This window comes from Methylotenera oryzisoli (assembly GCF_004661485.1).
GTDB classification, from domain to species: Bacteria; Pseudomonadota; Gammaproteobacteria; order Burkholderiales; family Methylophilaceae; genus Methylotenera; species Methylotenera oryzisoli.
This window is the reverse complement of sequence record NZ_PQVH01000006.1, coordinates 42,106-68,501: the sequence shown is the minus strand read 5'-3', so window position 1 is coordinate 68,501 and position 26,396 is coordinate 42,106. Positions and strand designations below refer to the sequence as shown.

General features: G+C 46.6%; 24 protein-coding genes. 10 read left to right on the top strand and 14 right to left on the bottom strand.

What is annotated here, in order from left to right; translation table 11 throughout:
• Positions 1 to 78: 78 nt before the first annotated feature.
• Positions 79 to 714 carry a DNA oxidative demethylase AlkB gene (gene alkB / locus C3Y98_RS03800; RefSeq protein ID WP_209308741.1) on the top strand — a complete coding sequence of 212 codons (636 nt, stop codon included), beginning with the start codon at positions 79 to 81 and terminating at the stop codon, positions 712 to 714.
• Between the two features lie 8 nt (positions 715 to 722).
• Here alkB and C3Y98_RS03795 read toward each other — a convergent pair whose 3' ends face one another.
• Complete coding sequence (locus tag C3Y98_RS03795; protein WP_135276787.1) at positions 723 to 1,049, bottom strand: cupin domain-containing protein; 327 nt, start codon at positions 1,047 to 1,049, stop codon at positions 723 to 725.
• Positions 1,050 to 1,167: 118 nt separating this feature from the next.
• On the opposite strand from C3Y98_RS03795, the gene C3Y98_RS03790 reads away from it, so the two are divergent.
• From C3Y98_RS03790 to C3Y98_RS03765, 6 genes are all read left to right on the top strand, one after another.
• On the top strand, positions 1,168 to 2,151 hold the full coding sequence (locus C3Y98_RS03790) for an L-threonylcarbamoyladenylate synthase (protein ID WP_135276786.1): 984 nt from the start codon (positions 1,168 to 1,170) through the stop codon (positions 2,149 to 2,151).
• Positions 2,152 to 2,218: 67 nt separating this feature from the next.
• The gene (locus tag C3Y98_RS03785; RefSeq protein WP_135276785.1) at positions 2,219 to 2,581 is read left to right on the top strand and encodes a hypothetical protein; all 363 of its coding nucleotides are present in this window, start codon (positions 2,219 to 2,221) and stop codon (positions 2,579 to 2,581) included.
• Between the two features lie 155 nt (positions 2,582 to 2,736).
• Positions 2,737 to 5,541: a bifunctional diguanylate cyclase/phosphodiesterase gene (locus C3Y98_RS03780; protein WP_135276784.1), complete on the top strand. Its 2,805-nt coding sequence runs from the start codon at positions 2,737 to 2,739 to the stop codon at positions 5,539 to 5,541.
• Between the two features lie 165 nt (positions 5,542 to 5,706).
• Entirely contained in the window at positions 5,707 to 5,925 is a 219-nt protein-coding gene (locus C3Y98_RS03775) for a hypothetical protein (protein ID WP_135276783.1), read from the top strand.
• A gap of 299 nt (positions 5,926 to 6,224) precedes the next feature.
• Complete coding sequence (gene gndA / locus C3Y98_RS03770; protein ID WP_135276782.1) at positions 6,225 to 7,736, top strand: NADP-dependent phosphogluconate dehydrogenase; 1,512 nt, start codon at positions 6,225 to 6,227, stop codon at positions 7,734 to 7,736.
• Positions 7,737 to 7,962: 226 nt separating this feature from the next.
• Positions 7,963 to 8,604: a VTT domain-containing protein gene (locus C3Y98_RS03765; protein ID WP_135276781.1), complete on the top strand. Its 642-nt coding sequence runs from the start codon at positions 7,963 to 7,965 to the stop codon at positions 8,602 to 8,604.
• Between the two features lie 26 nt (positions 8,605 to 8,630).
• On the opposite strand, the gene C3Y98_RS03760 is transcribed toward C3Y98_RS03765, so the two are convergent.
• From C3Y98_RS03760 to C3Y98_RS03750, 3 genes are read right to left on the bottom strand one after another with little or no spacing between them, the layout of a single operon-like run.
• Positions 8,631 to 9,407, bottom strand: a complete 777-nt coding sequence (locus C3Y98_RS03760; protein WP_135276780.1) for a ferredoxin--NADP reductase — start codon at positions 9,405 to 9,407, stop codon at positions 8,631 to 8,633.
• Between the two features lie 27 nt (positions 9,408 to 9,434).
• Entirely contained in the window at positions 9,435 to 10,367 is a 933-nt protein-coding gene (locus tag C3Y98_RS03755) for an electron transfer flavoprotein subunit alpha/FixB family protein (protein WP_135276779.1), read from the bottom strand.
• Positions 10,364 to 11,116: an electron transfer flavoprotein subunit beta/FixA family protein gene (locus tag C3Y98_RS03750; protein ID WP_135276778.1), complete on the bottom strand. Its 753-nt coding sequence runs from the start codon at positions 11,114 to 11,116 to the stop codon at positions 10,364 to 10,366. The genes C3Y98_RS03755 and C3Y98_RS03750 overlap by 4 nt, the downstream gene beginning before the upstream one ends.
• A gap of 102 nt (positions 11,117 to 11,218) precedes the next feature.
• Between C3Y98_RS03750 and C3Y98_RS03745 the strand changes: the two genes are divergently transcribed.
• Positions 11,219 to 12,145 (top strand): LysR family transcriptional regulator, encoded by a 927-nt coding sequence (locus C3Y98_RS03745; RefSeq protein WP_135276777.1) that lies wholly within the window; start codon positions 11,219 to 11,221, stop codon positions 12,143 to 12,145.
• A 14-nt stretch (positions 12,146 to 12,159) separates the two neighbouring features.
• On the top strand, positions 12,160 to 13,824 hold the full coding sequence (locus C3Y98_RS03740; RefSeq protein ID WP_245234309.1) for an electron transfer flavoprotein-ubiquinone oxidoreductase: 1,665 nt from the start codon (positions 12,160 to 12,162) through the stop codon (positions 13,822 to 13,824).
• A gap of 159 nt (positions 13,825 to 13,983) precedes the next feature.
• Here C3Y98_RS03740 and katG read toward each other — a convergent pair whose 3' ends face one another.
• Entirely contained in the window at positions 13,984 to 16,179 is a 2,196-nt protein-coding gene (gene katG, locus C3Y98_RS03735; RefSeq protein ID WP_135276776.1) for a catalase/peroxidase HPI, read from the bottom strand.
• Positions 16,180 to 16,538: 359 nt separating this feature from the next.
• Between katG and C3Y98_RS03730 the strand changes: the two genes are divergently transcribed.
• Positions 16,539 to 17,441: a hydrogen peroxide-inducible genes activator gene (locus tag C3Y98_RS03730; RefSeq protein WP_135276775.1), complete on the top strand. Its 903-nt coding sequence runs from the start codon at positions 16,539 to 16,541 to the stop codon at positions 17,439 to 17,441.
• On the opposite strand, the gene C3Y98_RS03725 is transcribed toward C3Y98_RS03730, so the two are convergent.
• The 9 genes from C3Y98_RS03725 to cutA form a co-directional block, all read right to left on the bottom strand.
• Entirely contained in the window at positions 17,410 to 18,981 is a 1,572-nt protein-coding gene (locus C3Y98_RS03725) for a sensor domain-containing protein (protein WP_135276774.1), read from the bottom strand. The genes C3Y98_RS03730 and C3Y98_RS03725 overlap by 32 nt on opposite strands.
• A gap of 105 nt (positions 18,982 to 19,086) precedes the next feature.
• On the bottom strand, positions 19,087 to 20,097 hold the full coding sequence (locus C3Y98_RS03720) for a DUF3426 domain-containing protein (protein WP_135276773.1): 1,011 nt from the start codon (positions 20,095 to 20,097) through the stop codon (positions 19,087 to 19,089).
• Entirely contained in the window at positions 20,085 to 20,981 is an 897-nt protein-coding gene (prmA, locus tag C3Y98_RS03715) for a 50S ribosomal protein L11 methyltransferase (RefSeq protein ID WP_135276772.1), read from the bottom strand. Before prmA ends, C3Y98_RS03720 begins: the two co-directional genes overlap by 13 nt.
• Positions 20,982 to 21,086: 105 nt before the next feature.
• Positions 21,087 to 22,436, bottom strand: coding sequence for an acetyl-CoA carboxylase biotin carboxylase subunit (gene accC / locus C3Y98_RS03710; RefSeq protein ID WP_135276901.1), 1,350 nt, complete (start codon positions 22,434 to 22,436; stop codon positions 21,087 to 21,089).
• Positions 22,437 to 22,523: 87 nt separating this feature from the next.
• Positions 22,524 to 22,976 (bottom strand): acetyl-CoA carboxylase biotin carboxyl carrier protein, encoded by a 453-nt coding sequence (accB, locus tag C3Y98_RS03705; RefSeq protein WP_135276771.1) that lies wholly within the window; start codon positions 22,974 to 22,976, stop codon positions 22,524 to 22,526.
• A 35-nt stretch (positions 22,977 to 23,011) separates the two neighbouring features.
• A complete protein-coding gene (gene aroQ / locus C3Y98_RS03700) occupies positions 23,012 to 23,461 on the bottom strand; it encodes a type II 3-dehydroquinate dehydratase (RefSeq protein ID WP_135276770.1) in 450 nt (149 codons plus the stop codon).
• 190 nt (positions 23,462 to 23,651) lie between these two features.
• A complete protein-coding gene (locus C3Y98_RS03695; protein WP_135276769.1) occupies positions 23,652 to 24,194 on the bottom strand; it encodes a TlpA family protein disulfide reductase in 543 nt (180 codons plus the stop codon).
• The gene (gene dsbD, locus C3Y98_RS03690) at positions 24,188 to 26,044 is read right to left on the bottom strand and encodes a protein-disulfide reductase DsbD (RefSeq protein ID WP_135276768.1); all 1,857 of its coding nucleotides are present in this window, start codon (positions 26,042 to 26,044) and stop codon (positions 24,188 to 24,190) included. Before dsbD ends, C3Y98_RS03695 begins: the two co-directional genes overlap by 7 nt.
• A gap of 8 nt (positions 26,045 to 26,052) precedes the next feature.
• On the bottom strand, positions 26,053 to 26,382 hold the full coding sequence (gene cutA, locus C3Y98_RS03685) for a divalent-cation tolerance protein CutA (RefSeq protein ID WP_135276767.1): 330 nt from the start codon (positions 26,380 to 26,382) through the stop codon (positions 26,053 to 26,055).
• Between the last annotated feature and the right edge of the window lie 14 nt (positions 26,383 to 26,396).

The window sequence follows — 26,396 nt, the reverse complement described above, 5'->3', positions numbered from 1 at the left end:
GATTATAGGCACCTGTATTCAATATTGACCAGTACTGTGATTAAACAAACCAGACACAGATGGATGGAGTGATTGAGCTTGGATTTATTTGGCAACATAACGCCCATTGAAACCGCACTTGCTGGCGTTAGCTTGCTTAAGGAGTTTGCGCTTAAAAATGAGGCAATCTTACTTGCAGATTTAGCAACCATTGTTACACAGGCACCATTTCGTCATATGGTTACCCCGAGCGGGTTTGCTATGTCGGTTGCCATGACAAATTGTGGTGAATTAGGTTGGGTGACAGACCGTCAAGGCTACCGTTATACTCAGCTAGATCCGCTCACACAGGCGTCGTGGCCAGCTATGCCAGCTAGTTTCCTAACCTTGTCACGAGCGGCTGCATTCACTGCAGGCTATGCTGACTTTACCCCTGATGCCTGTTTAATAAATCGTTATCAAACCGGTGCGCGGATGGGGCTGCATCAAGATAAAAACGAGCGAGATTTCACGCAACCTATTGTTTCGGTGTCTTTAGGTGTGCCAGCAATGTTTCAGTTTGGTGGTTTTAAGCGTGCAGATAAAGCTTTGAGTTTTCCGCTCTATCATGGTGATGTAGTCGTCTGGGGTGGGGACGCGCGTTTGCGCTATCACGGCATACTGCCACTTAAGGCAAATGTACACCCAGCTTTAGGGAAAGTTAGAATCAATCTTACTTTCCGTAAAGCCGGGTAACGCAAAGCTTACAGTTTTAACGCAAGTTTGATACGGCGGTAGATTTGGCAAAGTTTTGAGCCATCTAACTGGTAGTGTTTGTGTAGCGGTTTTTTAACTTCCCAACTTGCGGTCATGCCTGCTGGAAAAGTGACCAAATCACCTTTGCCAAAGGTCACCGGTGTGCCGCCGGTTGGTGTAATCACGCATTCACCTTCTAAAATGTATGCAATTTCTTGTTCAGGAAACGTCCACGGAAAAACAGAAACTTCTTTCTCCCATGTTGGCCATTTGCTTACGTTCAAAGCTTCTAAACGTTGTTGGCTTGGGTTCTTTTCAACGGTGATTTGGGTCATGAGTCTTCCTTTTAAAAAATCCATTTTATCCCATCAGGCCATAAAGCTGAAATGTTCTAATTTAGGTGCTGATGCGCGTAAAGTAGTAAAATGCACATTTTAGTTATCGTTAAATATTATGCGTGTTAGTTTAGAACAGGCAATTGCCGAGCTCAAAAACGGAGGTGTCGTTGCGATTCCAACCGAAACAGTCTATGGCTTGGCCGCAGATGCGACTAATGATAGCGCGCTGAGGAAAATCTTCGCGATTAAACAGCGCCCGGCAGACCACCCTTTGATTGTGCATATTGGTGACATAAGCCAAGTGCAAGAGTGGGTGACTACTTTTCCTGAAGTGGCAATCGCACTCGCAACAGCATTCTGGCCAGGTCCGCTGACTTTGGTGTTACCCGCACAGCCACATGTCTCGCGCGTCGTGCGTGGTGATGAACCCACAGTAGCGCTACGTGTGCCTAACCATCCGGTTGCCTTGGCGTTGCTGACTAAAGGCGGTTTAAGTGTCGCCGCACCTTCTGCTAATTTATTTACGCAGCTTAGCCCAACGACATCTGCCCATGTTGAGGCTGGTTTGGGTGAGGATATTCCAGTATTAGATGGTGGTGCCTGCCATGTGGGGATAGAGTCAACCATCGTCAGCGTCAGCGCAGATGGGCAATGGCAACTGTTGCGCCCTGGCATGATCAGTGAGCAAGCAATTGCCGCTGTCGCAACGCGTGCTGCCCACCAGCAAGCACCAACAGGGGTAAGCGCTGATGCTGCAGTGCAGCAGCCACTGCCTAAAGCACCAGGCCAGCATGCTTTACATTACTCACCGCGCACTCCCTTATTGTTGTTTAAAGACAGAACAGCGCTGACGCAAGAGTGCGAGTCGCTGCAACAGGCGGGCTTGTCTTGTGCCGCTATGCTGATTGGCAACGGAGATGTGCCAAACTGCCCCCATGTCACATTGCCAGACTCGCCAGACAAGGTTGCGGAGTTGTTGTACAGCACGTTGCATAGCTTGGATGCGATGAAAGTTGACCGCTTGTTGGTGGAGTTGCCGCCCAGTCTACCCATATGGATGGCGGTGCTGGATAGATTAAGTCGCGCGGGATATCGATAATTTGTTGTATATTACGGATTGCTTAAGTTCATTTAAGTGATTTGTCAGCATAATTTAGGTTTTAAATATGATTATTAAATTACAACAGTTCGTTCTAGCATTTTTGTTGGCGGTCTTAATCCCGGCCTGCAGCTCTATTGGCTTGAGCAACCCTTTTGGCACTAATAGCAGCGAGCTATCACGTAATCCGAAAGATGCAACCGAGTACGTCTGTGATGGCGATAAACACTTTTACGTGCGTATGTTGAATAATGGTAGCGATGCTTGGCTAATCTACCCTGATCATGAAGTGAATTTACCGAAATCAAGCGATGATAGTCGCCGTTATGCGAGTGGTTTGATTGCATTAGTCGTTAATGGTGACGCCACCACGCTCAATGACGGTGAAAAAATAGCTTACGTTAATTGCAAGCCGCAGTTGAAAAAATAGTACTTTCAAAAAACATCATCTGCATGAAGCAGGGCAATGTTTTTTTGATTAGTTGTAACTGGCAATCTTAATTTTATTGGTGATTCAGTCTGTTCGCGACCTGCAACCCTATAAAATTATGATAGGATAATTTCAACCTAGGCTTCTAGTCCTTTATGCAAAAAAAGATTTCCACAATTTGGCGTTTCCTGCTGCCCGTGTTAGTGCTGCTGACGGTCGCGCCTTTTGTATTGACAGGGCAGCAAGCCTCGCAACAGCTAGGGCATATTCATGCAGGTGCAACTGAGCAAGCACATACCTTAGTTCGCCTTTTGGATGTCACCGAGGAGTTGGTCAGTGAGCAAGCCAATGCTGCCATGCGCTTATTGAAGCAACGCAGTCAGCAACTTGGTGAGGTCAGTATTGATGGTCTGGTGCAACTGCAGGCTCAAACCTTACCTAACCTCAAAATGGGCAGTACTGAAATCACTGGGCAATTTGACCTGGTGGATGGCGTGAGCGATCTGTTTGGTGGCACTGCCACCATGTTTGTGCGCTCTGGCGACAGTTTTGTGCGCATTGCTACCAATGTTAAGCACGAGAATGGCAGTCGAGCCGTAGGTACACTCCTTAATCCAAAAGGCAAAGTGATTCGCGCCTTACTGGCCGGCAAAGAGTATAGCGGCGTGGTGGATATTTTGGGCCAGCCTTATATCACTCGTTATGACCCCCTTGTTGATGCTAACGGCAATGTGATTGGTGCTTACTATATCGGCTATAAAGTCGATATTAAAGTGCTGCGCGATACCGTACAAAACATGCGTCAGCTCACCACTGGCTTTGCGGTGATATTGGATGAAACCAATAACATTCGCTTCCTTTCATCTCATATCACTGCCGCCAAAGCAGTGAGCTTGCTACAGTCCAGGCCTGATAACTGGGAGTTCGTCACTGAGACTGTGCCCAAATGGGGCTTTAATGTCATCGTGGCATACCCGCTCAGCGAAGCACGTGCCGTCAGTTTGGCGAATGCATGGTTCGTAGTCTTTGCGGGCATTTTGCTTGGCACTTTATTGATCGTGATTATTCTGTGGCAATTAAGGCGCCTGATTCTGAACCCAATCGGCGGTGACCCGGCGCTGGCGATCGATGTGGTGAAACGCATTGCTGCTGGCGATTTGGCACAGGATGGCTTGCACGCCAAGCCAGACACCTTGATGGCGAGCGTTCTGGAAATGCGGCAGAAGTTGCGTGAGTCTATTGATACCTTGCGCCAAAATGCTGAGCGCATGCGTTTATCTGCAAGCGTATTTGATCATGCGCATGACGGCATTTTTATTACAGATGCCCATGCCAATATTGTTGAAGTCAACTATGCGTTTACCCAAATTACCGGCTACTCACGCGATGATGCGCTAGGTCGCGTACCGCAGGCGCTGGGTTTCGTCACTTACGATGACAGTCTGCTGGATATGCTGTGGTTGCAGGCTGAAAGTAACAGTGAGTGGCGCGGCGAGACCTGGAGTCGTCGCAAGGACGGTGACGTTTATGCCGCTTGGCTCGATATCTTTTGCGTACGTGACGAAGCTAATCAGATTAGGAACTTTGTTGGCCTGTTTTCAGATATTACCCAAGCCAAAGAGCAGCAGCAAAATCTGGAGCGTATGGCTTACCATGATCCGCTGACGCAATTACCCAATCGCGCTTTACTCTCTGATCGTTTGCAGCAAGCGCTGGCAAGAGCGGAGCGCTCCGGTGAGCTGTTAGCAGTGTGCTGCCTAGATCTGGATGGATTTAAACCGGTCAACGATACGTTAGGGCATGAGGCTGGAGATTATCTGCTGGTGCAGCTTGCTGTGCGCATGAGTGCCTGCTTGCGTGATAGTGATACGGTAGCGCGTTTAGGTGGCGATGAATTTGCAGTGCTGTTATGTGGCTTGCAAAATGTAGATGAGTGCGTACAGACCCTAGAGCGCTTATTGAGTGTGATTAAAACGCCTTATAGCATCGGCGACAAATCCGTGACGGTTTCTTCCAGTATTGGCTACACAATTTTCCCTGATGATGGCTGCGAGCCTGATACCTTGCTAAGGCATGCCGACCATGCAATGTACCAGGCAAAACTTAACGGCGGTAGCCGTGTGCAACAGTTTGACTCACATCATGACCGCCAATTCAGAGGCCTGCGTCAGGATCGTGAGCGTGTAGAGGCCGCGTTGCCTAACCAAGAGTTCCGCTTGTACTACCAGCCTAAGGTAGATTTGCGTCAAGGCAAAGTTGTCGGCATGGAAGCACTGATTCGTTGGGAGCACCCTGAGTTGGGTCTGCGCTCACCGGCCACCTTCCTGCCACTTGTAGAGGATACGGATTTCTCTATTCCATTGGGTGAGTGGGTGATTCGCGAGGCCTTAGGACAAATCCGAATTTGGCAAGCCGCTGGTTTGGACTTCCAGGTCAGTGTGAATATTTCAGCAAAACATATTGTGCAATCCAACTTTACCGAGCGTCTGATTTTGCTGCTGTCTGATTTCCCTGAGATTGCCCCGCATAAAATTGAGCTGGAAATTACAGAAACCGCTGCGATTGAAGACGTGTCGGGCGTGGCCAACACGATTAACAGTTGCAAGCAGTTAGGCATCAGCTTTGCGCTGGATGACTTTGGTGTAGGCTATTCTTCACTCACCTATTTGCGCCGCTTGCCGGTAGAAACCATTAAAATCGACCAGTCATTTGTGCGTGATATGCTGCAAGACGTGGATGATTTAGCGGTGGTGGCTGGCGTTATCAGCCTGAGCCGTGACTTTAAGCGCAAAGTGGTAGCGGAAGGTGTAGAAAACTCCGAGCAGGGGCTTTGGTTACTGCGTATGGGATGCTCTGTGGTGCAGGGTTATGGGGTCGCTCGTCCTATGGGCGCAGATGAAGTGCAGCACTGGGTGGAGTCTTATCAGCAAGCCCCGGACTGGACTCAGGGGCTGGTTTAATCGGCCTTGGCATAGCGTGCTTGGATTAAGTACGATTAACTTTTACGCTAGCTTCACCTTTAAGAGAGATGTCCAGTAATCCTAATTGTGTTAAATGACTTGCTGGCTTCATGAAAGAAGCGTAACTTTATTACCGTCAACTTAATATCTCACATGGAGTTTGCCATGGATAATAAATACGGATTAGGCAGTAGCAAGGTGGCGACTGAGCATCATCGCCTGCATCATAAAGTTGCTGAAGAAAACGTCCCTCACTGTAAAGTGTGCAAAAGCATGCGGCTGGTGTTAAGTCCGACCATGCACGACCATTGCTGTGCTGATTGCGGCGCCTGGCAAAATGATGTGCCAGTGGGCTACTCAACTGGCAGAAGTAGTGATTATTAAAGGTACGCATTGTCTACGTGTACCGTATAAAAACGACGTAGCGTCTGTCAGTTCAAATTTCAAATCTCCAGCCTTTTATCTCGATGGCAGTAGTCTTCGCACGTTTAGAGATGACTGTAGTTTAGAGGGTGCAAACCCCAACTTTATCCGCAGTTTCAGCACTTTATGTCGAATCTTGTCATAAATTGAAAATAATTCTCTGATCTACGTCAATTTTCAGCAATTAATTCATAAAAAAGTTCTATAATCTTGCCTACCAAAAAAACCTTTCCATTAAACAACTCCAAAAGAGAAGATAAATGACTACGAAGAATGCTGATATTGGCCTAGTTGGCCTAGCTGTTATGGGCCAGAACCTGGCTCTCAATATTGCCGATCATGGCTACACCATTGCGGTTTACAACCGTGACCCAAAAAAAATGGTGAATTTCATTGAAGATTGCAAAAAAAATGAACCTTCACATGCCAACGTTGTTGGTCATGCTGACTTAGCTTCATTTGTTTTAAGTATCAAACGCCCACGTAAAATCATCTTGTTAGTTAAAGCGGGTAGCGCAACTGATGTAACTATCAATGCGTTATTACCATTCCTAGAGCAAGGCGACATCATTATTGATGGCGGTAACGCGTTGTGGACAGACACTATCCGTCGCGAAAAAGAATTAGCGGCTAAAGGGATTGATTTCATCGGTTCTGGCGTTTCAGGCGGTGAAACAGGTGCGCGTTTCGGCCCATCATTGATGCCATCTGGTACACGTAAAGCTTGGGCGAGTTTAGAGCCAATCTGGCGTGATATCGCAGCTAAGGTTGATCCTGTGACTGGCGAGCCTTTAGAAGGCGGCAAACCAGGTAAGCCAGTAGAAGGCGGCTTCTCATGTGCTGAATACATCGGTCCAGACGGTGCTGGGCACTACGTAAAAATGGTGCACAACGGTATCGAATACATCGATATGCAATTGATTTGTGAAGCTTACTGGTTGATGAAAAATCTGCTAGGCATGCAAGCGGATGAAATCGGTAAAGTATTTGCTGAGTGGAACAAAGGCGAATTATCAAGCTTCTTGATTGAAATTACTGCGGATATCCTGCAACAAAAAGATCCAATGGGTAAAGGTTTCTTGGTTGACCAAATCTTGGATACAGCTGGTCAAAAAGGTACAGGTCAATGGACAGCAGCGAATGCGCTTGAATTAGGCGCGCCAGCTAACGCGATTGCAGCTGCGGTATACGCACGTGCATTGTCAAGCTTAAAAGAAGAGCGTGTTGAAGCAAGCAAAATCCTTAAAGGCCCAGTGATTAAAGTTGAGTCTGATAAGAAAGCAATTATTGAAGCGATTAAGAACGCTTTATATTGCTCTAAGATTTGTGCATACGCACAAGGTTTCCAATTGATCGACAAAGCACAAGTGGCTTACAACTGGAAATTGAACTTCGGTGAAATTGCTCAAATCTGGCGTGGTGGTTGTATTATCCGCGCACGTTTCTTGCAAAAAATCACTGATGCTTACGCATTGAACTCACGTTTGAAAAACTTGATGCTAGACCCATACTTCACGCAAGCGATGAACGAAGGTCAAGCCGGCTGGCGTAAAGTGATTGCTTTGGCAGTGACTAACGGTATCCCAGCACAAGGTTTTGCTTCTGCAATGGCTTATTACGATGGCTACCGCAGTGCTGACTTGCCAGCAAACTTGCTACAAGGTCAACGTGACTACTTTGGTGCGCACACTTATGAGCGTAAAGATCAACCACGTGGTCAGTTCTTCCACTTGGATTGGCCTGAAGCTGGTCGCCCACAGTTAGAAGTGTAATCAGTTCTAAACAATAAAAAACCCGCTTAACGGCGGGTTTTTTATTGTCCTAACGCTATAATGTGACGGCTTCAGGTCTTGTAATGGCGATGAATAAGCATGTTAGGTTCTATGCTTAGCCATGCACATAATAATTTGCTAGATTTTCACCCATCAGCGCTTGTTGGTGGATAGTTAAATATACGCCATGACTTTGCTGAGCAGCAGAGTGAGGGGTGCTTTAAATATGGATATACAGAATATGTTGGATTTATTTTTGCATTTGGATAAACATTTGGCGGTTGTAGCCAGCACTTGGGGTGTGTGGATTTACGTACTTTTGTTTCTGATCATATTTATAGAAACCGGTTTGGTAGCCATGCCTTTCTTGCCGGGAGACTCACTGCTGTTTGTGGCGGGTGCTATTGCTGCGGTTGGCGGCATGAGTCTGCCGTTATTGATGGCATTGCTTTCACTGGCAGCTATTAGCGGTGATGCGGTTAATTATTCAGTAGGAAAATGGGTTGGACATAGGGTGTTTGCTTGGCAGAACTCGCGCTGGTTTAATAAAGATGCGTTTAACAAGACGCATGCATTTTATGAGGAGCATGGTGCTATCACTATCGTGGTAGGCAGGTTTTTACCATTTATCCGCACCTTTACCCCATTTGTTGCCGGCGTGGCTCAGATGACCTATCCAAAGTTTGCTTTTTATAACGTGATAGGCGGTTTGATTTGGGTTTGTGGCTTAACCGGTATCGGCTTTTTGGTGGGGAATCACCCGTGGGTACAGGCTAACTTCTCTGTGGTGGCGCTGGCGCTGATTGTTATTCCTAGCTTGCCTGCGGTTTGGGTGTTTCTCAAGCACATGATGCAATCACGTGCTTGAGGTTTGCTGCTTTATTTTATCAAGCCTTATTTCTCTACGAATGCGCGCTCAATTACGTAGTCACCTGGCTGGCCTACGCGTGGTGAAACGATAAATCCTCTTGAGTCCAATAGCTCTTCGGTATCTTTAAGCATTTGCGGGCTACCGCAAATCATGGCTTTGTCATTCGCTGGATCTAGCGGTGGCAGGCCGATATCTTCAAATAGTTTACCTGAGTTAATGAGGTCGGTTAAGCGGCCTTGATTGCGGAACGGGTCTCTGGTCACCGTTGGGTAGTAAATCAGTTTTTTACGTACTTCTTCACCAAAGAACTCATTGTTTGGTAGTTCTTTTTCAATAAAGTCAGCATAAGCCAATTCGTTCACATGACGTACACCGTGGATTAACACTACTTTTTCAAAGCGGTCATATACTTCAATGTCTTGAATCAGGCTCATAAAAGGCGCTAGACCTGTACCTGTAGATAGAAAGTACAGATTTCTACCTGGTTTCAAATCGTGAGTGACCAATGTGCCAGTCGGTTTTTTACTTACTAGCAGGTCGTCACCTACTTTCAAGTGCTGTAATCTTGATGTGAGCGGCCCATTTGGTACTTTAATGCTAAAGAACTCCAAGTGTTCTTCATAGTTTGGGCTAGCGATACTGTAAGCGCGCGTAAGTGGGCGGCCATCAACCTCAAGGCCGATCATGACAAACTGGCCATTTTCAAAGCGTAAGCCAGGGTCGCGTGTGGTTTTAAAGCTGAACAGGGTGTCGTTCCAGTGGTGTACGCTTAAGATGCGTTCGGTAGAATATTTACTCATAGTTGGTTTCTTTTAGTTTAAATTTTTTTAAATGGCTGCAGTCAGTTCTGGAATCACTTCAAATAAGTCGGCAACTAGCCCGTAGTCTGCCACTTGGAAGATAGGCGCATCAGGGTCTTGGTTGATGGCAACCACGACTTTGCTGTCTTTCATCCCGTAGGTGTGTTGCACGGCACCTGACACGCCAACCGCGATATATAAATCAGGCGCGACGGTTACACCGGTTTGGCCTACCTGGATATCGTTAGGTGCGTAGCCTGCATCTACCGCAGCTCTAGTGGCGCCGAGCGCAGCACCAAGTCTAGCGGCTAGCGGTGCTAGTACTTGTTCAAATGTTTCTGCGCTGCCTAATGAGCGACCGCCAGAAATAACGATTTTTGCTGTGCTTAGTGCAGGACGGTCTGATGATGTGCGTGTTTCAGATAACCAGCGGGTTTGATGCTGCACTGCCGGGGCTACTACTGTGTTGATTTCAGCACTTTGCGTATGCGCACTGGCTGCGCCAAAGTTGCTACTATGTACAGTCAGCAGTTGAATGCGGTCTGTGCTTTGTACCGTGGTGTATATGTTGCCAGCGTACACCGCACGCACGTAGGTGTTGCTGTCTTGAATTTCCAGTACGTCAGAAATCATGGCAACATCAAGCAACGCAGCGGCACGTGCCAATATGTTACGGCTAAACGATGAATGCGCAGCTAACACCACGCTGTATTCATTAGCAATATTGGCGATAATCTGTGACACATCTTCAGCGAGTTGGTGCGCTAAATGTTCGGCATCGATTTGAATAACGCGCGCTACGCCATCAATTAACGCGGCTTGCTGTGCAATAGCACTGACGTTGCTGCCAGTCACTAAAATATCAATCGGGGTATTCCAGGACTGCGCAGCCGTTACCGCCTGATAAGCGGATGCATGCAGTGTGGTGCCGTTATGTTCGGCTAGAATTAGGGTTTTCATAGTTGTATTCCTTCATGCTCGCGCAATTTCGTCAGCAATTCTTGTACGCTGCCCACTTTAATGCCAGCCTTTCTTGCTGGCGGCTCTGCTACTTTTAACAACTGCAAACGTGGTTTGGTATCCACACCAAATTCAGCAGCCTTGATTGTCTCAATCGGTTTTTTTCTCGCCATCATTAGGTTTGGTAGTTTTACAAAACGTGGGTGGTTTAAACGCAGGTCTGCGGTAATCACTGCAGGCAGGTTCAAACCTATGGTTTCTGTGCCGCCATCTACTTCACGTGTGGCTACCACTTCGTTACCGTTAATGGTGATTGCTGATACGTAAGTGGCTTGTGGGTAATTGAGTAACGCAGCTAACATTTGACCAGTTTGCCCTGCGTCATCATCTACCGCTTGTTTGCCTAACATAATCAACCCCGGTTGCTCACGGTCTACCAAAGCCTTCAGTAGTTTGGCAACGGCCAATGGTTGTAGTTCTTCATCACTTTCAATCAGCACAGCGCGGTCGGCGCCCATGGCCAGACCGTGCCTTAATACATCTTGATTTGCTGCACTACCCAAAGACACCACAACCACTTCAGATGCAATGCCTTTTTCTTTTAGTTTTAAGGCTTCTTCGATTGCATTTTCATCAAATGGGTTTACACTCATCTTTACGCCGTCAGTCTCTACATTTGAGCCATCAGGCTTGATATGCACTTTGATGTTGTAATCGACGACACGTTTTATTGCGACCAATATTTTCATTGCAATTTCCTCAGTAATTGCTGCGTATTTTACATCAGCGTATAATATATATAAATTAGATTGTAAAGATATTATATATCTGTGAAATAGATATAGGAGTGTATGAAATATACCCTAAGGCAACTAGAGATTTTTGTTGTCATCAGTCGTACCGAGAGTGTCTCGCGCGCAGCCGATGCTTTAGCGTTATCACAATCGGCAACCAGCACAGCACTGAGCGAGCTGGAGCGACAATTCGACCTGCAGCTTTTTGATCGTGTAGGTAAAACGCTACGCATCAATGAAACCGGGCTACAGCTACTTCCCAAGGCTGTAGAGCTATTAGACCGGGCAAGTGAAATAGAAAATATGTTGCGCGGTCATGTGGGTTTTGGCTATATGAAAATTGGCGCAACCTTAACGGTTGGCAATTATCTTGCCACAATGCTGGTCGCAAAGTTTTTGCAGGACCATCCTGAAAGCCGTATTCAATTACAAGTACACAACACCAGCACCATTGTGCAGCAAGTCGCTAATCATGAGCTGGATCTGGGCTTGATTGAAGGGGACTGTAACCATCCGGATATAGAGGTGCAGCGCTGGGTGGCAGATGAACTGGTCGTTTTTGCTGCGCCTAATCATCCGTTGGCCAAGTTAAAAGCAATTTCGATAGAACAATTATTGCAGGAGCAATGGATTTTAAGAGAGCAGGGGTCTGGTACCCGGGCAACTTTTGATCGTGCTTTTCATAATAACAACGCGAGGCTGCATATCCGTCTGGAACTGGAGCACACCGAGGCAATTAAGCGGGCAGTAGAATCTGGCTTGGGCATCGGCTGTATCTCGCGCTTGGCGTTGAAAGACGCTTTTCGTCGAGGTAGCTTGGTGCCGTTAGCAACACCAGAACTCAGCTTGGGAAGATATTTTTACTTTCTCTGGCACAAGCAAAAGTATCAGACAACAGGTATGCGTGAATTTATCATGATATGCAAAAAAATGGTGATTGGCGCGGAACGCAGCGATCAAGTTAATTTGCCAGAAATAGCTTAAAGGACGGTCTTTAAATGACAGATGTGCAACGCGATGTAATGAATTATGATGTTTTGATTGTAGGGGCTGGGCCAGCTGGCTTGGCGGCAGCGATTCGGCTTAAGCAGCTGGCAAATGCAGCTGGGCAGGAGCTCAGTGTATGTGTGCTCGAAAAAGCGGCCGAAGTTGGCGCGCATATTCTATCTGGCGCGGTGATAGACCCTATCGCTTTGAATGAGCTGATTCCGGATTGGCGTGAAAAAGGTGCGCCAGTACATACCAGCGTCAATGAAGATGAGTTTTTGCTGTTGGGGCAAACTAAATCGTGGTCGATTCCACATTGGTTGATGCCACCTCTGATGAGTAACCAAGGCAATTATATTGTAAGTCTGGGTGATGTTAGCCGCTGGCTGGGTGAGCAGGCAGATGCCGTAGGTGTAGAAATCTACGCAGGTTTTGCGGCGCAGGCTATGCTCTACGACGAGCAGCAGCAAGTGGTGGGCGTGATTACCGGCGACATGGGCCGTGATTCACATGGTGCAGAAACAGCGCAGTTCACGCAGGGCATTGAGATTAGGGCGCAATATACCTTGGTGGCAGAGGGCACGCGTGGCTCACTCACGCGTGAGCTGGAAAGTAAGTACGGGCTACGTCAACAGTCTTCACCGCAGAAATATGGTTTAGGTTTCAAAGAGGTATGGCGCGTGCCTGCGGCGCAGCATCGTGCAGGCTTGGTGCAACATAGCATCGGTTGGCCGCTAAGTGCTGATACCGGAGGTGGTTCTTTTATTTACCATTATGGCGAACAGTTAGTGTCAATCGGCTTTGTGGTGCATCTGGACTACGCTAATCCACATCTTTCTCCATTTGATGAGTTCCAGCGCTTTAAAACACACCCTGCGATTAAAGCCTTGCTGAAAGATGGCGAGCGTTTAAGTTATGGCGCACGTGCGATTAGTGAAGGTGGCGTACAAGCTTGGCCTGAGTTGATTTTTCCCGGTGGTGCGCTGATTGGTTGCAGTGCCGGCATGGTCAATGTGCCGCGCATCAAAGGTAGCCATAATGCAATGAAATCAGGTATGTTGGCAGCAGAAGCCGTATTTAACGCCTTAACGCAGGCGGGGAAACAAGATAGCCGGTTGCTGGAAACATATCCGCAAGCGCTTAAAGATTCATGGGTGTGGCGTGATTTGGATGCGGTGCGTAATGTCAAACCGCTGTTATCGAGATTTGGCAGTTGGGGCGGTACTTTGTTGGGCGGTATTGAGATGTGGCTGCACGCGCTGAATATCCGCTTACCATGGACGCTGAGGCACCAGAAGGCTGACCATGAGTGCACTAGGCCGGCTGCTGAAATGCCAGTTATCCATTATGCAAAACCCGATGGTGTGTATAGCTTTGATCGCCTCAACTCAATCAGCTTGAGCAATCTTGCACATGATGCAAATCAGCCTTGCCATTTGACGCTGTTAGACAAAAACGTACCTATCAGCGTTAACTTAGCCAACTATGACGCGCCTGAGCAGCGCTATTGCCCAGCAGGTGTGTATGAAATAGTGAGGACGAAAGACGCTAATTATTTACACATTAATGCGCAAAATTGCATACATTGCAAAACATGCGATATTAAAGACCCAACGCAAAATATTGTTTGGGTGCCACCAGAGGGCGGCAGTGGCCCAACTTACATGGGCATGTAGTAACACGCGTATCAATACGCTCTGCGTGACAGATGCTTGTTTTAAGCAAGTAAGCGCGCAGCTTAAATTGGGTGATAAATCTTGAGCCATTAAAAAAGCCCCAACCTTGATTCAGGTTGGGGCTTTTTATTGTGTGACGCCTATGCTTGGCTAGTGCAATTAAGCTAAATCAAAACGATCTAGATTCATTACTTTAGTCCATGCCCGCACAAAGTCGCGTAAAAATGCGTTTTGAGCATCGCTGGCTGCATAAACTTCAGCAATTGCGCGTAGCTGTGAGTTAGAGCCAAATACTAAATCTACCACAGTGCCTGTCCATTTAAGCGTATTGGTGGCACGGTCATAGCCTTCAAGCACGTGTTTGGCACCAGTAGACTTTTGCCATTTTGTGCTCATATCCAGTAGGTTCACAAAGAAGTCATTGGTTAATGCTTCTGAGCGTTGCGTGAACATGCCATGTTTAGATTTTCCATGATTAGTATTTAACACACGCAAGCCGCCGATGAGCACTGTCATTTCCGGTGCAGTTAACGTGAGCAACTGCGCTTTATCTAACAGCAATTCGGCCGGATTGCCCTCCACATTGCTTTTTGTGTAGTTGCGGAAGCCATCGGCAATCGGCTCCAGCACGGCAAATGATTCAATATCTGTTTGCGCTTGGCTTGCATCTGTACGTCCCGGTGTGAAAGGTACTTGTAGCGTATGTCCTGCATTTTTGGCGGCAACTTCAATCGCTGCGTTGCCAGCCAGCACAATAAGATCTGCAATCGAAATCTGCTTGCTGCTACCCTGTGTGGCGTTGAACTCCTGTTGTATTGCCTCTAGCTTTTGTAGTACGGCTGATAACTCTGCGGGCTGATTAGCTTCCCAGTATTTTTGTGGGGCGAGACGGATACGTGCGCCGTTGGCGCCGCCACGTTTATCTGAGCCGCGGAATGTCGATGCCGATGCCCAAGCTGTGCTGACCAGTTGCGAGATAGATAATCCTGACGCCAATACTTTTGTTTTCAACAGGGCAATATCCTGTGCATCTACCAATGCGTGATTCACTGCCGGAACCGGGTCCTGCCAAATCAGCGTTTCTTTAGGTACTAAAGGACCAAGATAACGTGACACTGGGCCCATATCACGGTGTGTCAGTTTGAACCAAGCTCTGGCAAAGGCATCTGCAAATGCTTCTGGGTTGGCAAAAAAGTGTCTGGATATCTTCTCATATGCTGGGTCTATTCTCATGGCCATGTCTGCAGTGGTCATGATAGGCGCATGGCGTTTAGATGCATCATGCGCATCTGGTACGGTGTTTAATGCAGACGCTTCTTTAGGTGTCCATTGGTGCGCACCGGCAGGGCTCTTGGTAAGCTGCCACTCGTAGCCGAACAAGTTCTCAAAATAGTTGTTATCCCATTGCGTTGGATTGTTGGTCCATGCACCTTCGATACCGCTGGTGATGGTGTGCACCCCCTTGCCGCTGCCAAAGCTGTTCTGCCAGCCAAAGCCTTGTGCCTCAATCTCTGCTGCTTCTGGCTCTGCGCCAACATGGCTAGCGTCGCCTGCACCATGGCATTTACCAAAAGTGTGGCCGCCAGCGACCAATGCTACCGTTTCTTCGTCGTTCATTGCCATACGTGCAAATGTCTCGCGAATATCTCTAGCAGAGGCAAGTGGGTCTGGGTTGCCATTCGGGCCTTCTGGATTTACATAAATCAAACCCATTTGCACCGCGCCTAGCGGGTTATCCAATTGACGATCACCCTGATAGCGCTTGTCCCCTAGCCATGTAGTCTCTGGGCCCCAATAGATGTCCTGCTCTGGCTCCCAGATATCTTTACGCCCACCGGCAAAGCCAAAGGTCTTAAGTCCCATGGAATCTAGTGCAACATTACCAGCCAGTATCATTAAATCTGCCCAAGACAGCTTATGCCCATACTTCTGTTTGATAGGCCAAAGCAAACGACGTGCTTTATCTAGGTTGCCATTATCGGGCCAGCTATTGAGCGGTGCAAAACGTTGTGAGCCTGAACCAGCGCCGCCACGGCCATCGTAAATACGGTAAGTACCAGCACCGTGCCACGCCATGCGCACAAAAAATGGGCCATAATGACCATAATCTGCCGGCCACCACTCTTGCGAGTCAGTCATTAATGCATGCAAGTCCTTGATGACTGCATCTAGGTCCAAGCTATTGAACGCTGCCGCATAATCGTAATCTTGACCCATAGGGTCTGATTTAGAAGAGTGTTGGTGCAGTATGTTGAGGTTTAATTGTTCTGGCCACCAGGTTGCATTGGCAACGCCCGCAGATGCTGTTGGTTTAGAGGCCCCTCCAGAGAATGGGCATTTAGATTCGGCTGTCATTGTGTTCTCCTGTTGTTGTATAGAGTGTGATCGACCTGTTTCAATATCTATGCTGAACATCAAGCTCGAATATTCCAAACTTAATACATAGAGTATAAAAGTCGGCAGGTGGTCGCACGTATTGTTTGCTATTGGCTTAATGCGTATTGTGCAAACATCTCAATAAAAATTTCTTGTAACTCGTGTAAATAGTTTTTCATTATTCTCTCCATTTATGTTGCCATCTCGATGGTTTAGAAAAGCAATGTTGAGTAGCAAGTGAGACCAGTGTATAGACCTAATGTTGATTTGTATAATTGAATGTTTTAATTTTATTGATATGCTATGCTTATCGATAATACATAAGCAGAGTGCTATCAATGACACTAAGTGAATTACGTTTTGTGGTGGCTGTGGCAAAAGAGCGCAACTTTAGGCGTGCTGCCGAGAAGTGTTACGTCAGCCAGCCTGCCCTCAGTTTGGCGATTAAGAAGCTGGAAGAAGATTTAGGCGTACAGATCTTTGAACGTAGCCGTACTGACATTAACCCAACACCTATTGGTGAAAAGATTATTGAGCAGGCAATTAAAGCCATCGAGGAAGTGAACTATATTCGTGAGATTGCCCTGCAGGGTAATAATCAGTTGGGTGGCGTATTCAGGCTTGGTTTAATCTACTCGGTGGGTCCGTACCTGTTGCCTGAGCTTATCCCCATTTTGCGACAGAATGCACCTGATATGCCTTTGGATATTGAAGAGAATCTAACTGTTCAATTGGAGTCTCAACTCAAGAATGGCGTGATTGACGCAGCGGTTGTTGCGTTGCCGTTTGAGGTGGCCGGAATTAATACATTGCCGCTATATGATGAGCAATACCTAGTGATGGTGCCGGTTAATCACGCTTGGGCAGGCCGCGCCTCCGTGAGTGCTGATGAACTGGCCGATGAGAATGTCCTGCTATTAAACAGCGGGCACTGTTACAGCCACCAAGTGTTGCAGGCTTGCCCCGATTTGTCGCGCAAAGGGCAAGTATTGCAGGGTAACTCTTTAGAAACCATACGCAATATGGTTGCTTCTAATCTGGGCATTACAGTATTGCCATGCAGTGCAGCAACCGACCGATATTTAAATCCATTGGTGAGAGTGATTCCATTTTCAGACCCCGTGCCTGTGCGCAGAGTAGCGTTAGCCTGGCGTAAAAGCTATGCGAGAGACCTGGCGGTAAAATGTGTAGCTGATGCAATTAAGGCGATTAGCTCAGATTGTCTTGAGATGATTGATTAGCAATATCATTATAGAATCTGAAGCAACCTCTTCCCGCATGTTTTGATTCATACATTGCATTGTCAGCACTACGCAACAATGATGCTACATCACTACCATTTTTAGGATGCAAGCTAATACCAATACTGCAAGAAATATTAATCACATGCTCTTCAATGTAAAAAGTTTCTGTCAGCGACTGTATTACTTCTTGAGCCACCATTGCCACATCTTGCTCTGTTTCTATCTTGGCAAGTAAAACCACAAACTCATCGCCACCAAGACGTGATACGGTATCTGTTTGCCTTTTAAAGCAATTAGTTAAGCGAATGGCTACTGCTTTGAGTAAGGCATCCCCAATATCGTGGCCTAGCGTGTCATTGACTATTTTAAATTTATCCAAATCCAAAAACATAACCGCTAGCATAGTGTTTTCTCTACGTACTTGCGCTAAGGCTTGATGCAAGCGGTCAGTTAGTAGGCTGCGGTTAGGCAGATCTGTGAGAGGGTCATAATGCGCCATATGATGAACGCGCTCTTCAATTGATTTTCTAGCAGTAATGTCAATCATCGTCCCAACGTAGTTGGTCACTATACCCTCTGAATTTTTTACGGCAGAAATAGTTAGCCATTCTGGATAAATTTCACCACATTTGCGTTTGTTCCAAATCTCACCTTGCCATGAGCCTTGAGTAGAAATTGACTCCCACATTTCTTTATAAAAGTTTGCATCATGAACACCAGATTTTAATAGCGTCATCCTGTTGCCTACTGCCTCTTCACTAGTAAAGCCTGTTATTTTAGTAAACGCATCGTTAATTTTTAGAATTCTGGAATTGGCATCCGTGATAATAATACCCTCTTGCGATTCCATGGCTATAGCCGAAACTTTAAGTTCATTTTCAATTCTTTTTTGCTCAGAAATATCACGTGCAAACCCGACAGTACCTAATAAATTTCCATCATTATCTGTGACTGGTGCTTTGAAGGTTTCTATCCAATGCGTCTTGCCTTCTGGGTCAATAAATGTTTCATCGACCAGTTTTGGTTGCCTCGATTCGAGAACACTTAAATCTTCTTGGCGATAATATTCAGCAAGCTCTTTCGGTGAATAATCAAAATCTGTTTTGCCAATCATCTTTTCAGGGCTGTCCTCCCCATAGTTATTGGCGTGGACTTTATTAACCGATATAAATCGACTTTCTTCATCTTTGAGCCAGACCATAAAAGGTAGGCTATCAATAAAGGCGCGCTGGTAATATTCAACTCTTTGTAGTCTTGATTCACTTTGTTTTAAAGCACTGATGTCAATATTCAGCGCTGATATTTTGCTAGAGAGTATCTGTTTGCTATTTCTTGCAAATAGATAAATAGCCAACCCATTGAAGATAAAGCTGGATAAAACAATACCTATAAACTCAGGTATTGCTACTTTTCTTTCAAGTAGACGCTGTACCCAGACTAACAAACCAGATGTAAACAATATGGCGATGACCGAGCATATTAACCAAAGTAGAGAAAGGGAGTGTTTGGAAACAATATTTGATGAAGGCTGTTCCATTTAAATATCCAATGTAGTCATATGGTTTTACCATCGTATACTTAAGGTCTAGGTATTTATTGATGCAAGTCAAGCAGCAATTGTTTTAAGTTTTGTGGGAGAGTGTTAGTAAGTTACGTAAATACGGTAGCCTGCAACGTTAACATCTTGCGTGGTGATGGCAAGCTTCACTTTGATTTCATTGCCGGCACTAAAGCCGGCAGCAATGTCCGTATGTGGCGGTAAATATTCAGCTGGCTTAAATACACGTCTTAACACTGCGCTGTCGTCAGTGTTGGTTAGAGTTAACTCCAGGTTGGGGTACGCCTGCACAAAGCTTGCTTTGTTTAAGAGGCTGCTACTCAAGTGCATCACCCCTGTGTGTTCCAGATCTTCCTGCATGTCAGAATCATCAATCACAATCCACTCAATTTGCTTGGGTAATTCTATGCTGCATTTTAGGTGTTGGCATGCTTGCACTAGCTGCGGTTTGAGATTGGGGTAATAGATAGCGATGGTATTGCGTAAGAAATAGGCACTTTGCGCCACCGCGCTTAGTAAGAATACAAATGTACCTAACGCCCACAGCCAGCGGCGACTAGTAGTTTTCTTGCCATCTCGCTTTGCGTGCTTGGCTAGCTCGTTAAAATCGTTAGGGTGATGGTGGGAAAGGTTTAGTATCGCCGTGTCGTTAGGCGGATGTTCCGCTATGCTGCTTGGGTCATGCGGTAGTTCAGCAAGTGCGCCAGTATGTGTAATGGTTGCCGTGGGTTGCTCGCTAGCAGATGCTGTGTCTGCTGACGTTACGCTCGATTGAGCAACTGTCGGTGCGGCAGGTTCTGGGTTAGCTTCTAGGCTATTCGTAGCTGGAGTGGCTTCTTCAAAACTCAGATCAATTGCTGGCCAGGTCGACGGTGCGTTGCGATTGGCTGATGTATCTGTGGCCGCTTCCGTAGCGTTAGGTGCTACGGATGCCGTGTTTTCTGGTGTAGGTGTGCTGGTGGGGACAAATTGCTCTTTGGCATTAAATACGTGCAGGCACTGCCCGCAGCGCACTAAGCCTCCATGCTGCTTGAGCTGGTCTTCACTAACAAAGAATTGAGTTTGGCAGTTTGGGCAATGGGTTATGTCGCGCATTTTTTCGTGCCTGTGAGCAGCACCCAAGCATCCATGTGCTGTGGGGCGCTCATATCAAACCATTCAGCATAAATGGCAGAAACAGCGGCTTCTTGTTCACGTAAAATCCCAGAAAGCGCAATCTTGCCGCCGGCCTTGCATGATTTTGCCAACGCAGGCGCCAGAACACTTAAGGCGCTGGATAAGATGTTGGCAACCACAATATCAAACTCTTTAGATTGATATTGATTCGCATCGTAGAACTCGGCTTCAACCTGATTCTGCTCAGCGTTATATAAGCTAGATTGTATGGCTTGAGTATCGATGTCGGTACCTACTACCTCATCTGCCCCTAGTTTCTTTGCAGCAATCGCTAAAATGCCTGAGCCGCAGCCATAATCCAGCACGGAACTGCCGGCGCTCACTGTTTTTGTTAACCAGGCCAGGCACAGGTGGGTGGTCGGGTGGCTACCGGTACCAAAGGCTAGGCCAGGGTCTAATACGATGTTAATCGCATCTGGATTAGGTGATTCATGCCAGGTTGGCACAATCCACAGTGTGTCGGTGATTTTAATTGGGTCAAATTGCGACTGTGTGGCACGTACCCAATCCTGTTCCTGTATGGTTTCGGTGGTGTAATTAAGCGCGCCTAGCTTTGCCGTCTGTTGTAACGCTTGTATCACCGCGGCCACATCAACGCCTTCGTCAAACAACGCACTCACTAGGTTCTGTTGCCAGATACCCGGAGGTGGGTCGCCTGGCTCACCAAAAATCGGTTGTTCATCAATGGTTTCAGCATTGGCATCTTCAATAATCGCAGATAGGGCGCCTAGCTCCATGAGCGTATCGCTAATTAAGTCAGCATTATTGTCTTGTGCTTCAATTTTTAATGATACCCACGCCATACTTAACCTATCTAATACTTAACCGATTTAAACTACATGTATGAGAATACGCGTATACCGCATGCACGGTAACGCGTATTCTCAGTGTTGCTTCAGAAATAACAATTACTTGTTATAAATGCCAAGCTTTTGCTCTAGGTAGTGGATACTTGTGCCACCTAAATGAAACGCTGCATCAGCCATTAAATCGGCATGTAATGCTATGTTGGTGCTAATGCCTTCAATCATCATTTCAGATAGTGCAATGCGCATACGAGCAATTGCTTGTTCGCGGGTATCGCCGTAAGTGATTAACTTACCAATCATCGAGTCATAATGCGGAGGCACCGTATAGCCTGAATATGCATGTGTATCAATACGCACACCAGGGCCGCCCGGCATATGGAACTTAGTGATTTTGCCTGGTGAAGGCACGAAATTGTAAGGATCTTCTGCGTTTAGGCGGCATTCAATCGCATGCCCGCGCAATTGAATGTCTTTTTGACGGAATTTAAGCTTTTCGCCAGCCGCTACAAAAATCTGTTGTTGTACTAAATCGATACCGGTAATCATTTCAGTCACCGTATGTTCTACCTGCAAACGTGTGTTCATTTCAATGAAATAGAACTCGCCGTTTTCGTACAAGAACTCGAAAGTACCCGCGCCGCGATATTTAATCTTACGGCAGGCTTCGGCACAGCGTTCGCCAATTTTGTCGCGTAAGCGCGCATTGAGTAATGGCGCTGGCGCTTCTTCCAGAATTTTTTGGTGGCGACGTTGCATAGAGCAATCGCGCTCGCCCAAGAACACTGCATTGCCATGCTGGTCAGCTAATACCTGAATTTCAATATGGCGTGGTTTCTCAAGGTATTTTTCCATGTAAACCATTGGGTTGCTAAATGCAGCTTGAGCCTCAGCTTTGGTCATGTTGACTGAAGTCAGTAACGCAGCTTCGGTATGTACTACACGCATACCACGACCACCACCACCGCCAGCAGCTTTAATAATGACTGGGTAGCCAATTTGCTTAGCGATTTTAATGATTTCGCTCGGGTCATCCGGCAGTGCGCCTTCTGAGCCAGGTACGCAAGGTACGCCAGCTTTACGCATTGCATCTTTAGCCGATACTTTGTCACCCATTAAACGGATGGTCTCAGCGCGCGGGCCAATAAACACAAAGCCGCTTTGTTCTACGCGTTCTGCAAAGTCCGCGTTTTCTGATAAGAAACCATAACCAGGGTGGATGGCTTGCGCATCAGTCACCTCAGCAGCGCTAATCACCGCAGGGACATTTAAATAACTTTGGCCAGATGGGGCAGGGCCGATACAAACTGACTCATCTGCTAATTTTACGTATTTAGCTTCACGGTCAGCTTCGGAGTGTACGGCTACCGTTCTGATGCCGAGTTCGCGACATGCGCGCTGTACGCGCAACGCGATTTCGCCGCGATTGGCGATTAAAATTTTGTCAAACATTGCCATGAAAGTGAAATCCTAGTATTTAGGTCTTAGTGTTGATGTAAGACCTAATAAATTAAGCAGTAATTGAATAAGCTAACAGCATTAGCCGATGATAAACAGTGGCTCGCCGTATTCAATGGCTTGGCCGTTATCAACCAAGATTTTTTTGATGACGCCAGCTTTATCTGCTTCAATCTCGTTTAATAGCTTCATCGCTTCGATGATACATAGTGTGTCGCCTACTGCCACGGTATCGCCTACCTCAACAAACGCTTTAGCATCTGGAGATGGTGAACGGTAGAAAGTGCCGACCATCGGTGATTTAACCGCATGGCCTTCTTCTACAGCTGGTGCAGCTTCAACGGCCACCGCAGGTGCAGCTTGAGGTGCAGGTGCCTGTTGCTGAGGAATGTAGTGACCGTAATTTTGTGCTGGCATGCTGGCGGTGAAGTTGCGGCTAATGCGTACTTTTTCGCCGTCTTCTGTCAGTTCTAGTTCAGAAATGCCTGATTCTTCTACCAAATCAATAAGCTTTTTAAGTTTACGTAAATCCATGATGACCCCTAACTAATTCGATATAAATTATTATTTTAAGAATGATTGATTTTTTCAATAGCGAAATCCAGTGCAAGTTCATAACCTTTTGCACCTAGCCCGCTAATAATGCCTACAGCGATGTCTGTAAAATATGAATGGTGACGAAATGTTTCTCGTGCAAACACATTTGACAAGTGTACTTCTATAAATGGAACCTTAACCGCACTCAGTGCATCACGCATTGCAACTGATGTATGCGTGAATGCTGCGGGGTTGATGATGACAAAATCTACGCTTTTAGTTGCAATAGACTGAATTTTATCGACAAGATCTGCTTCGGCATTGCTTTGGAAGCTCTCTAATGTGATATTGGCTAACTTTGCTTTGTTTGTTAGGGTCTGGTTAATGCTATCAAGTGTAGCATTCCCGTAATGTTGTGGTTCACGCAGACCCAATAGGTTCAGGTTAGGGCCATGTAATACCAAAATACGCTTAGCTACCATGGCAATCCACCCGTTTTAAACTATTTATGCATAAATTACTATAATTCATAAACGCGAGTTTGCCGAAGTTAAAGGGTTTTGTCCAGCAACTTTAGAGAATTTAAGCGAATTTGCCCAAGTTGATTTCGTATGTTCTCTATGCTAAGTGAGTAGCTTAACTTCTGCGAAAATGCATAGATTGTACTTGTCGCTAATGGACTGGCGCCGAGACTAAAGGCTTGATGTTGGCTTCGATAATCGCTTTCGTAATGCGTCCAAAGTGGGTGCTGATAATTTTACCATCGCCATCGATAATCACTGTGTAAGGCAGAACGCCCTTGTCATTGCCCAATTGCTCACCGAGCAAGCTGCCTGCTGTCTCGGAAGCGAAAATAGGGTAGTTCACAGGAGTAGCCTTTAAGTAGTCTGCAACCAGAGCAGGGTCATCCAGTGCGACGCCCAGTACAACGACATTTTTATCCTGGTAGGATTGCTGCAGCGCAATCAGCTCAGGCATTTCATCACGACATGGTGGGCACCATGTCGCCCAAAAGTTAACGATGATGATTTTGTGCTGATATTGCCCAAGGCTCTGCAATTTTCCGGATGTATCCGGCAAGTTGGCAGCATATAAGGTTGCGCTGTCAGGTTTGTCGCTGGGGTCTGCAAAGTAGCGCACAGCGATTGCGATGCTTAATGCCAAGCAGAAGGTTAGGGCGGTAAAGAAAAATGCTTTCAGTATGCTTTTTAGCATTCGATAGTTTCTGGCAGGCAGCTGCCGCGCTGATTCAGAATTTGCAGAAACGTATCCGCATTTTTATAACCAACCACTTTTAAATGGCTTTCTTCTTCCGCTTTAGCATTAAAGAACACTATACCGGGTGGGCCAAAGATATTGAATTTTTGCATTAAGGCTTTATCGTCTTCGGTATTGTTGGTGACATCCGCCTGTAATAATAAGGTGTCCTTTAAGGCAGATTGCACGCGCGCATCACTAAAAGTAAACTGTTCTAGCTCTTTACATGCCACGCACCAGTCGGCATAAAAATCGAGCATTACAGGTTTGCCGGACGCATTGTTAAGGGCATTTTCCAGTTCGGCTATGCTTTTAATCGGCTGAAAGCTAAGATTGTTATGTGCTTGCTCCTTAGCGCTAGTGGCAACCAGCCCACTGAGTGGCTGTAACGGTGATTTTGCATTGGAGAGGGCGCCGATTAACAGTGCTAAACCGGTGACTACCATCATCACCCCGATACCTTTCCAGAATTTAAGCGCAGCTTTGGCACCGGTAGGCAGGCTGTCTAGCGCATGCATGAAAATGGCAGGCACAATTAATATTGCCGCCCATAATGCCAGTTGCACTTGCATGGGAATAACTGGGGCGATGAGCCAGATTGCAACGCCCAGCATCAGTACGCCAAATAAATTACGCACAGCGTTCATCCAGCTGCCAACTTTGGGTAACAGGGTCCCGGCTGAGGCGCCTATCAGTAACAACGGTGTTCCCATGCCAACCGAGAGTGAGAACAGTGCTACGCCACCCAAGAGTACATCATTGGTTTTACTAATATAAAGCAATGCGCCAGCTAGTGGTGCCGCTACGCACGGGCTGATAATCAGCGCTGAGAGTACACCCATGAGGAAGTCACTGAAAAAACGCCCACCCTTGATGCGGCGGCTCAAGTTCATGAGGCCGTTCTCCATGTTGCTGGGGAGCTTGAGTTCGTAAAAGCCAAACATGGAAAGGGCCAACACTACAAATATGAATGCGCCAAAACCTAATGCCCAGGGTGTTTGCAGTGCGCTGCTGAGCATCTGCCCAGAGAGGCCTGCGGCAATACCGGCAAGCGTGTAGGTGAGACACATGCCTAAGGTGTAAGCCAGCGATAAATTAAACGCATGCAGGCGTGTAACATGTGCATTTTTGCCGATGATGATAGAAGATAGGATAGGGATCATCGGAAATACACAGGGGGTGAACGCGAGCAACAGCCCTGCGGTAAAAAAGCCGAGAATAATCAGCCACCACTTTCCACTTTTAAGCAGATTGGCTGCTTGGCTGTCGCTGTCTGAGGCATTGTCGCTGCTGGATGTGGCTATATTGTCTGATGCCGCGGCTGCGCTAGATGTTGTGCCAGTGCCAGGTGTGATGGTGAAGCTTTTGTGTTGCGGAGCGTAGCATAGGCCTTTTTCACTACAGCCTTGGTAGGTGATTTTGAGATTAATAGGCGCGGTAATCTTGTCTTTTATCAGCAAGTTCGCGCTAAAGTCCTGATGATAGACCTCCATTTTTCCAAAATTGGGGTCATTCTTAATGTCAGCTTTAGGTAATGTCGTGTCGAACGTTTGCGCGGGCGTGAACTCAAATTTAGTGCGCGTTTTATAAAGGTAATAGTTGGGTGCAACCGTAAAATTTGCGAGGATATTTTGCCCGTCTTGTTTAATGATCACGCCGAAAGCGGTATCCGGAGATAAAAATTCATCTTCTGCGGATTCTCCCGTAAATAAGCTTTTCAGGCCACTGCTGGTGTTGCCTGCGTGGCTAATAGACGCTGAAAATATAAAAAGGCTAAGCAACAAAAAATACGAGAATCTTTTAAACATTTTATTCCTTACGCAGATAATTGCGTGCTTACCCATTGTAAATATTCAGGTAAGCCGCCATCTACGTTGATAGAGATTATTTCAGGAAGTTCATAAGGGTGTGCTTTTATAATAGCGTCCTGCAGTGCATGATACTGTAATTGGGTAGTTTTAATAAGCAAGGGTATTTCATTTGCGCGTGTAAGCTTGCCTTCCCACATATACGTAGATTGGCATGCGCTTAATATATTGACACATGCTGCTAGTTTTTGCGTGACGAGTGTTTCCGCGATGAGATTGGCAGTGTCTGTATCCGGCACATTGGTGAGCACTAGTAAAATACTTTCTGGGTTTGACATTATTCTGGGTTCGA

What these genes read in the sequence shown, in the direction of transcription:
- C3Y98_RS03755 (WP_135276779.1), bottom strand. Translation starts at nt 10,367, where the DNA reads ATGAAAACCCTAATTCTAGCCGAACATAACGGCACCACACTGCATGCA.
- aroQ (WP_135276770.1), bottom strand. Translation starts at nt 23,461, where the DNA reads ATGGTAGCTAAGCGTATTTTGGTATTACATGGCCCTAACCTGAACCTA.
- prmA (WP_135276772.1), bottom strand. Translation starts at nt 20,981, where the DNA reads ATGGCGTGGGTATCATTAAAAATTGAAGCACAAGACAATAATGCTGAC.
- C3Y98_RS03750 (WP_135276778.1), bottom strand. Translation starts at nt 11,116, where the DNA reads ATGAAAATATTGGTCGCAATAAAACGTGTCGTCGATTACAACATCAAA.
- C3Y98_RS03785 (WP_135276785.1), top strand. Translation starts at nt 2,219, where the DNA reads ATGATTATTAAATTACAACAGTTCGTTCTAGCATTTTTGTTGGCGGTC.
- C3Y98_RS03790 (WP_135276786.1), top strand. Translation starts at nt 1,168, where the DNA reads ATGCGTGTTAGTTTAGAACAGGCAATTGCCGAGCTCAAAAACGGAGGT.
- cutA (WP_135276767.1), bottom strand. Translation starts at nt 26,382, where the DNA reads ATGTCAAACCCAGAAAGTATTTTACTAGTGCTCACCAATGTGCCGGAT.
- katG (WP_135276776.1), bottom strand. Translation starts at nt 16,179, where the DNA reads ATGACAGCCGAATCTAAATGCCCATTCTCTGGAGGGGCCTCTAAACCA.
- C3Y98_RS03730 (WP_135276775.1), top strand. Translation starts at nt 16,539, where the DNA reads ATGACACTAAGTGAATTACGTTTTGTGGTGGCTGTGGCAAAAGAGCGC.
- accC (WP_135276901.1), bottom strand. Translation starts at nt 22,436, where the DNA reads ATGTTTGACAAAATTTTAATCGCCAATCGCGGCGAAATCGCGTTGCGC.
- C3Y98_RS03720 (WP_135276773.1), bottom strand. Translation starts at nt 20,097, where the DNA reads ATGCGCGACATAACCCATTGCCCAAACTGCCAAACTCAATTCTTTGTT.
- C3Y98_RS03775 (WP_135276783.1), top strand. Translation starts at nt 5,707, where the DNA reads ATGGATAATAAATACGGATTAGGCAGTAGCAAGGTGGCGACTGAGCAT.
- C3Y98_RS03740 (WP_245234309.1), top strand. Translation starts at nt 12,160, where the DNA reads ATGACAGATGTGCAACGCGATGTAATGAATTATGATGTTTTGATTGTA.
- C3Y98_RS03695 (WP_135276769.1), bottom strand. Translation starts at nt 24,194, where the DNA reads ATGCTAAAAAGCATACTGAAAGCATTTTTCTTTACCGCCCTAACCTTC.
- accB (WP_135276771.1), bottom strand. Translation starts at nt 22,976, where the DNA reads ATGGATTTACGTAAACTTAAAAAGCTTATTGATTTGGTAGAAGAATCA.
- C3Y98_RS03780 (WP_135276784.1), top strand. Translation starts at nt 2,737, where the DNA reads ATGCAAAAAAAGATTTCCACAATTTGGCGTTTCCTGCTGCCCGTGTTA.
- gndA (WP_135276782.1), top strand. Translation starts at nt 6,225, where the DNA reads ATGACTACGAAGAATGCTGATATTGGCCTAGTTGGCCTAGCTGTTATG.
- C3Y98_RS03795 (WP_135276787.1), bottom strand. Translation starts at nt 1,049, where the DNA reads ATGACCCAAATCACCGTTGAAAAGAACCCAAGCCAACAACGTTTAGAA.
- C3Y98_RS03745 (WP_135276777.1), top strand. Translation starts at nt 11,219, where the DNA reads ATGAAATATACCCTAAGGCAACTAGAGATTTTTGTTGTCATCAGTCGT.
- dsbD (WP_135276768.1), bottom strand. Translation starts at nt 26,044, where the DNA reads ATGTTTAAAAGATTCTCGTATTTTTTGTTGCTTAGCCTTTTTATATTT.
- C3Y98_RS03760 (WP_135276780.1), bottom strand. Translation starts at nt 9,407, where the DNA reads ATGAGTAAATATTCTACCGAACGCATCTTAAGCGTACACCACTGGAAC.
- C3Y98_RS03725 (WP_135276774.1), bottom strand. Translation starts at nt 18,981, where the DNA reads ATGGAACAGCCTTCATCAAATATTGTTTCCAAACACTCCCTTTCTCTA.
- C3Y98_RS03765 (WP_135276781.1), top strand. Translation starts at nt 7,963, where the DNA reads ATGGATATACAGAATATGTTGGATTTATTTTTGCATTTGGATAAACAT.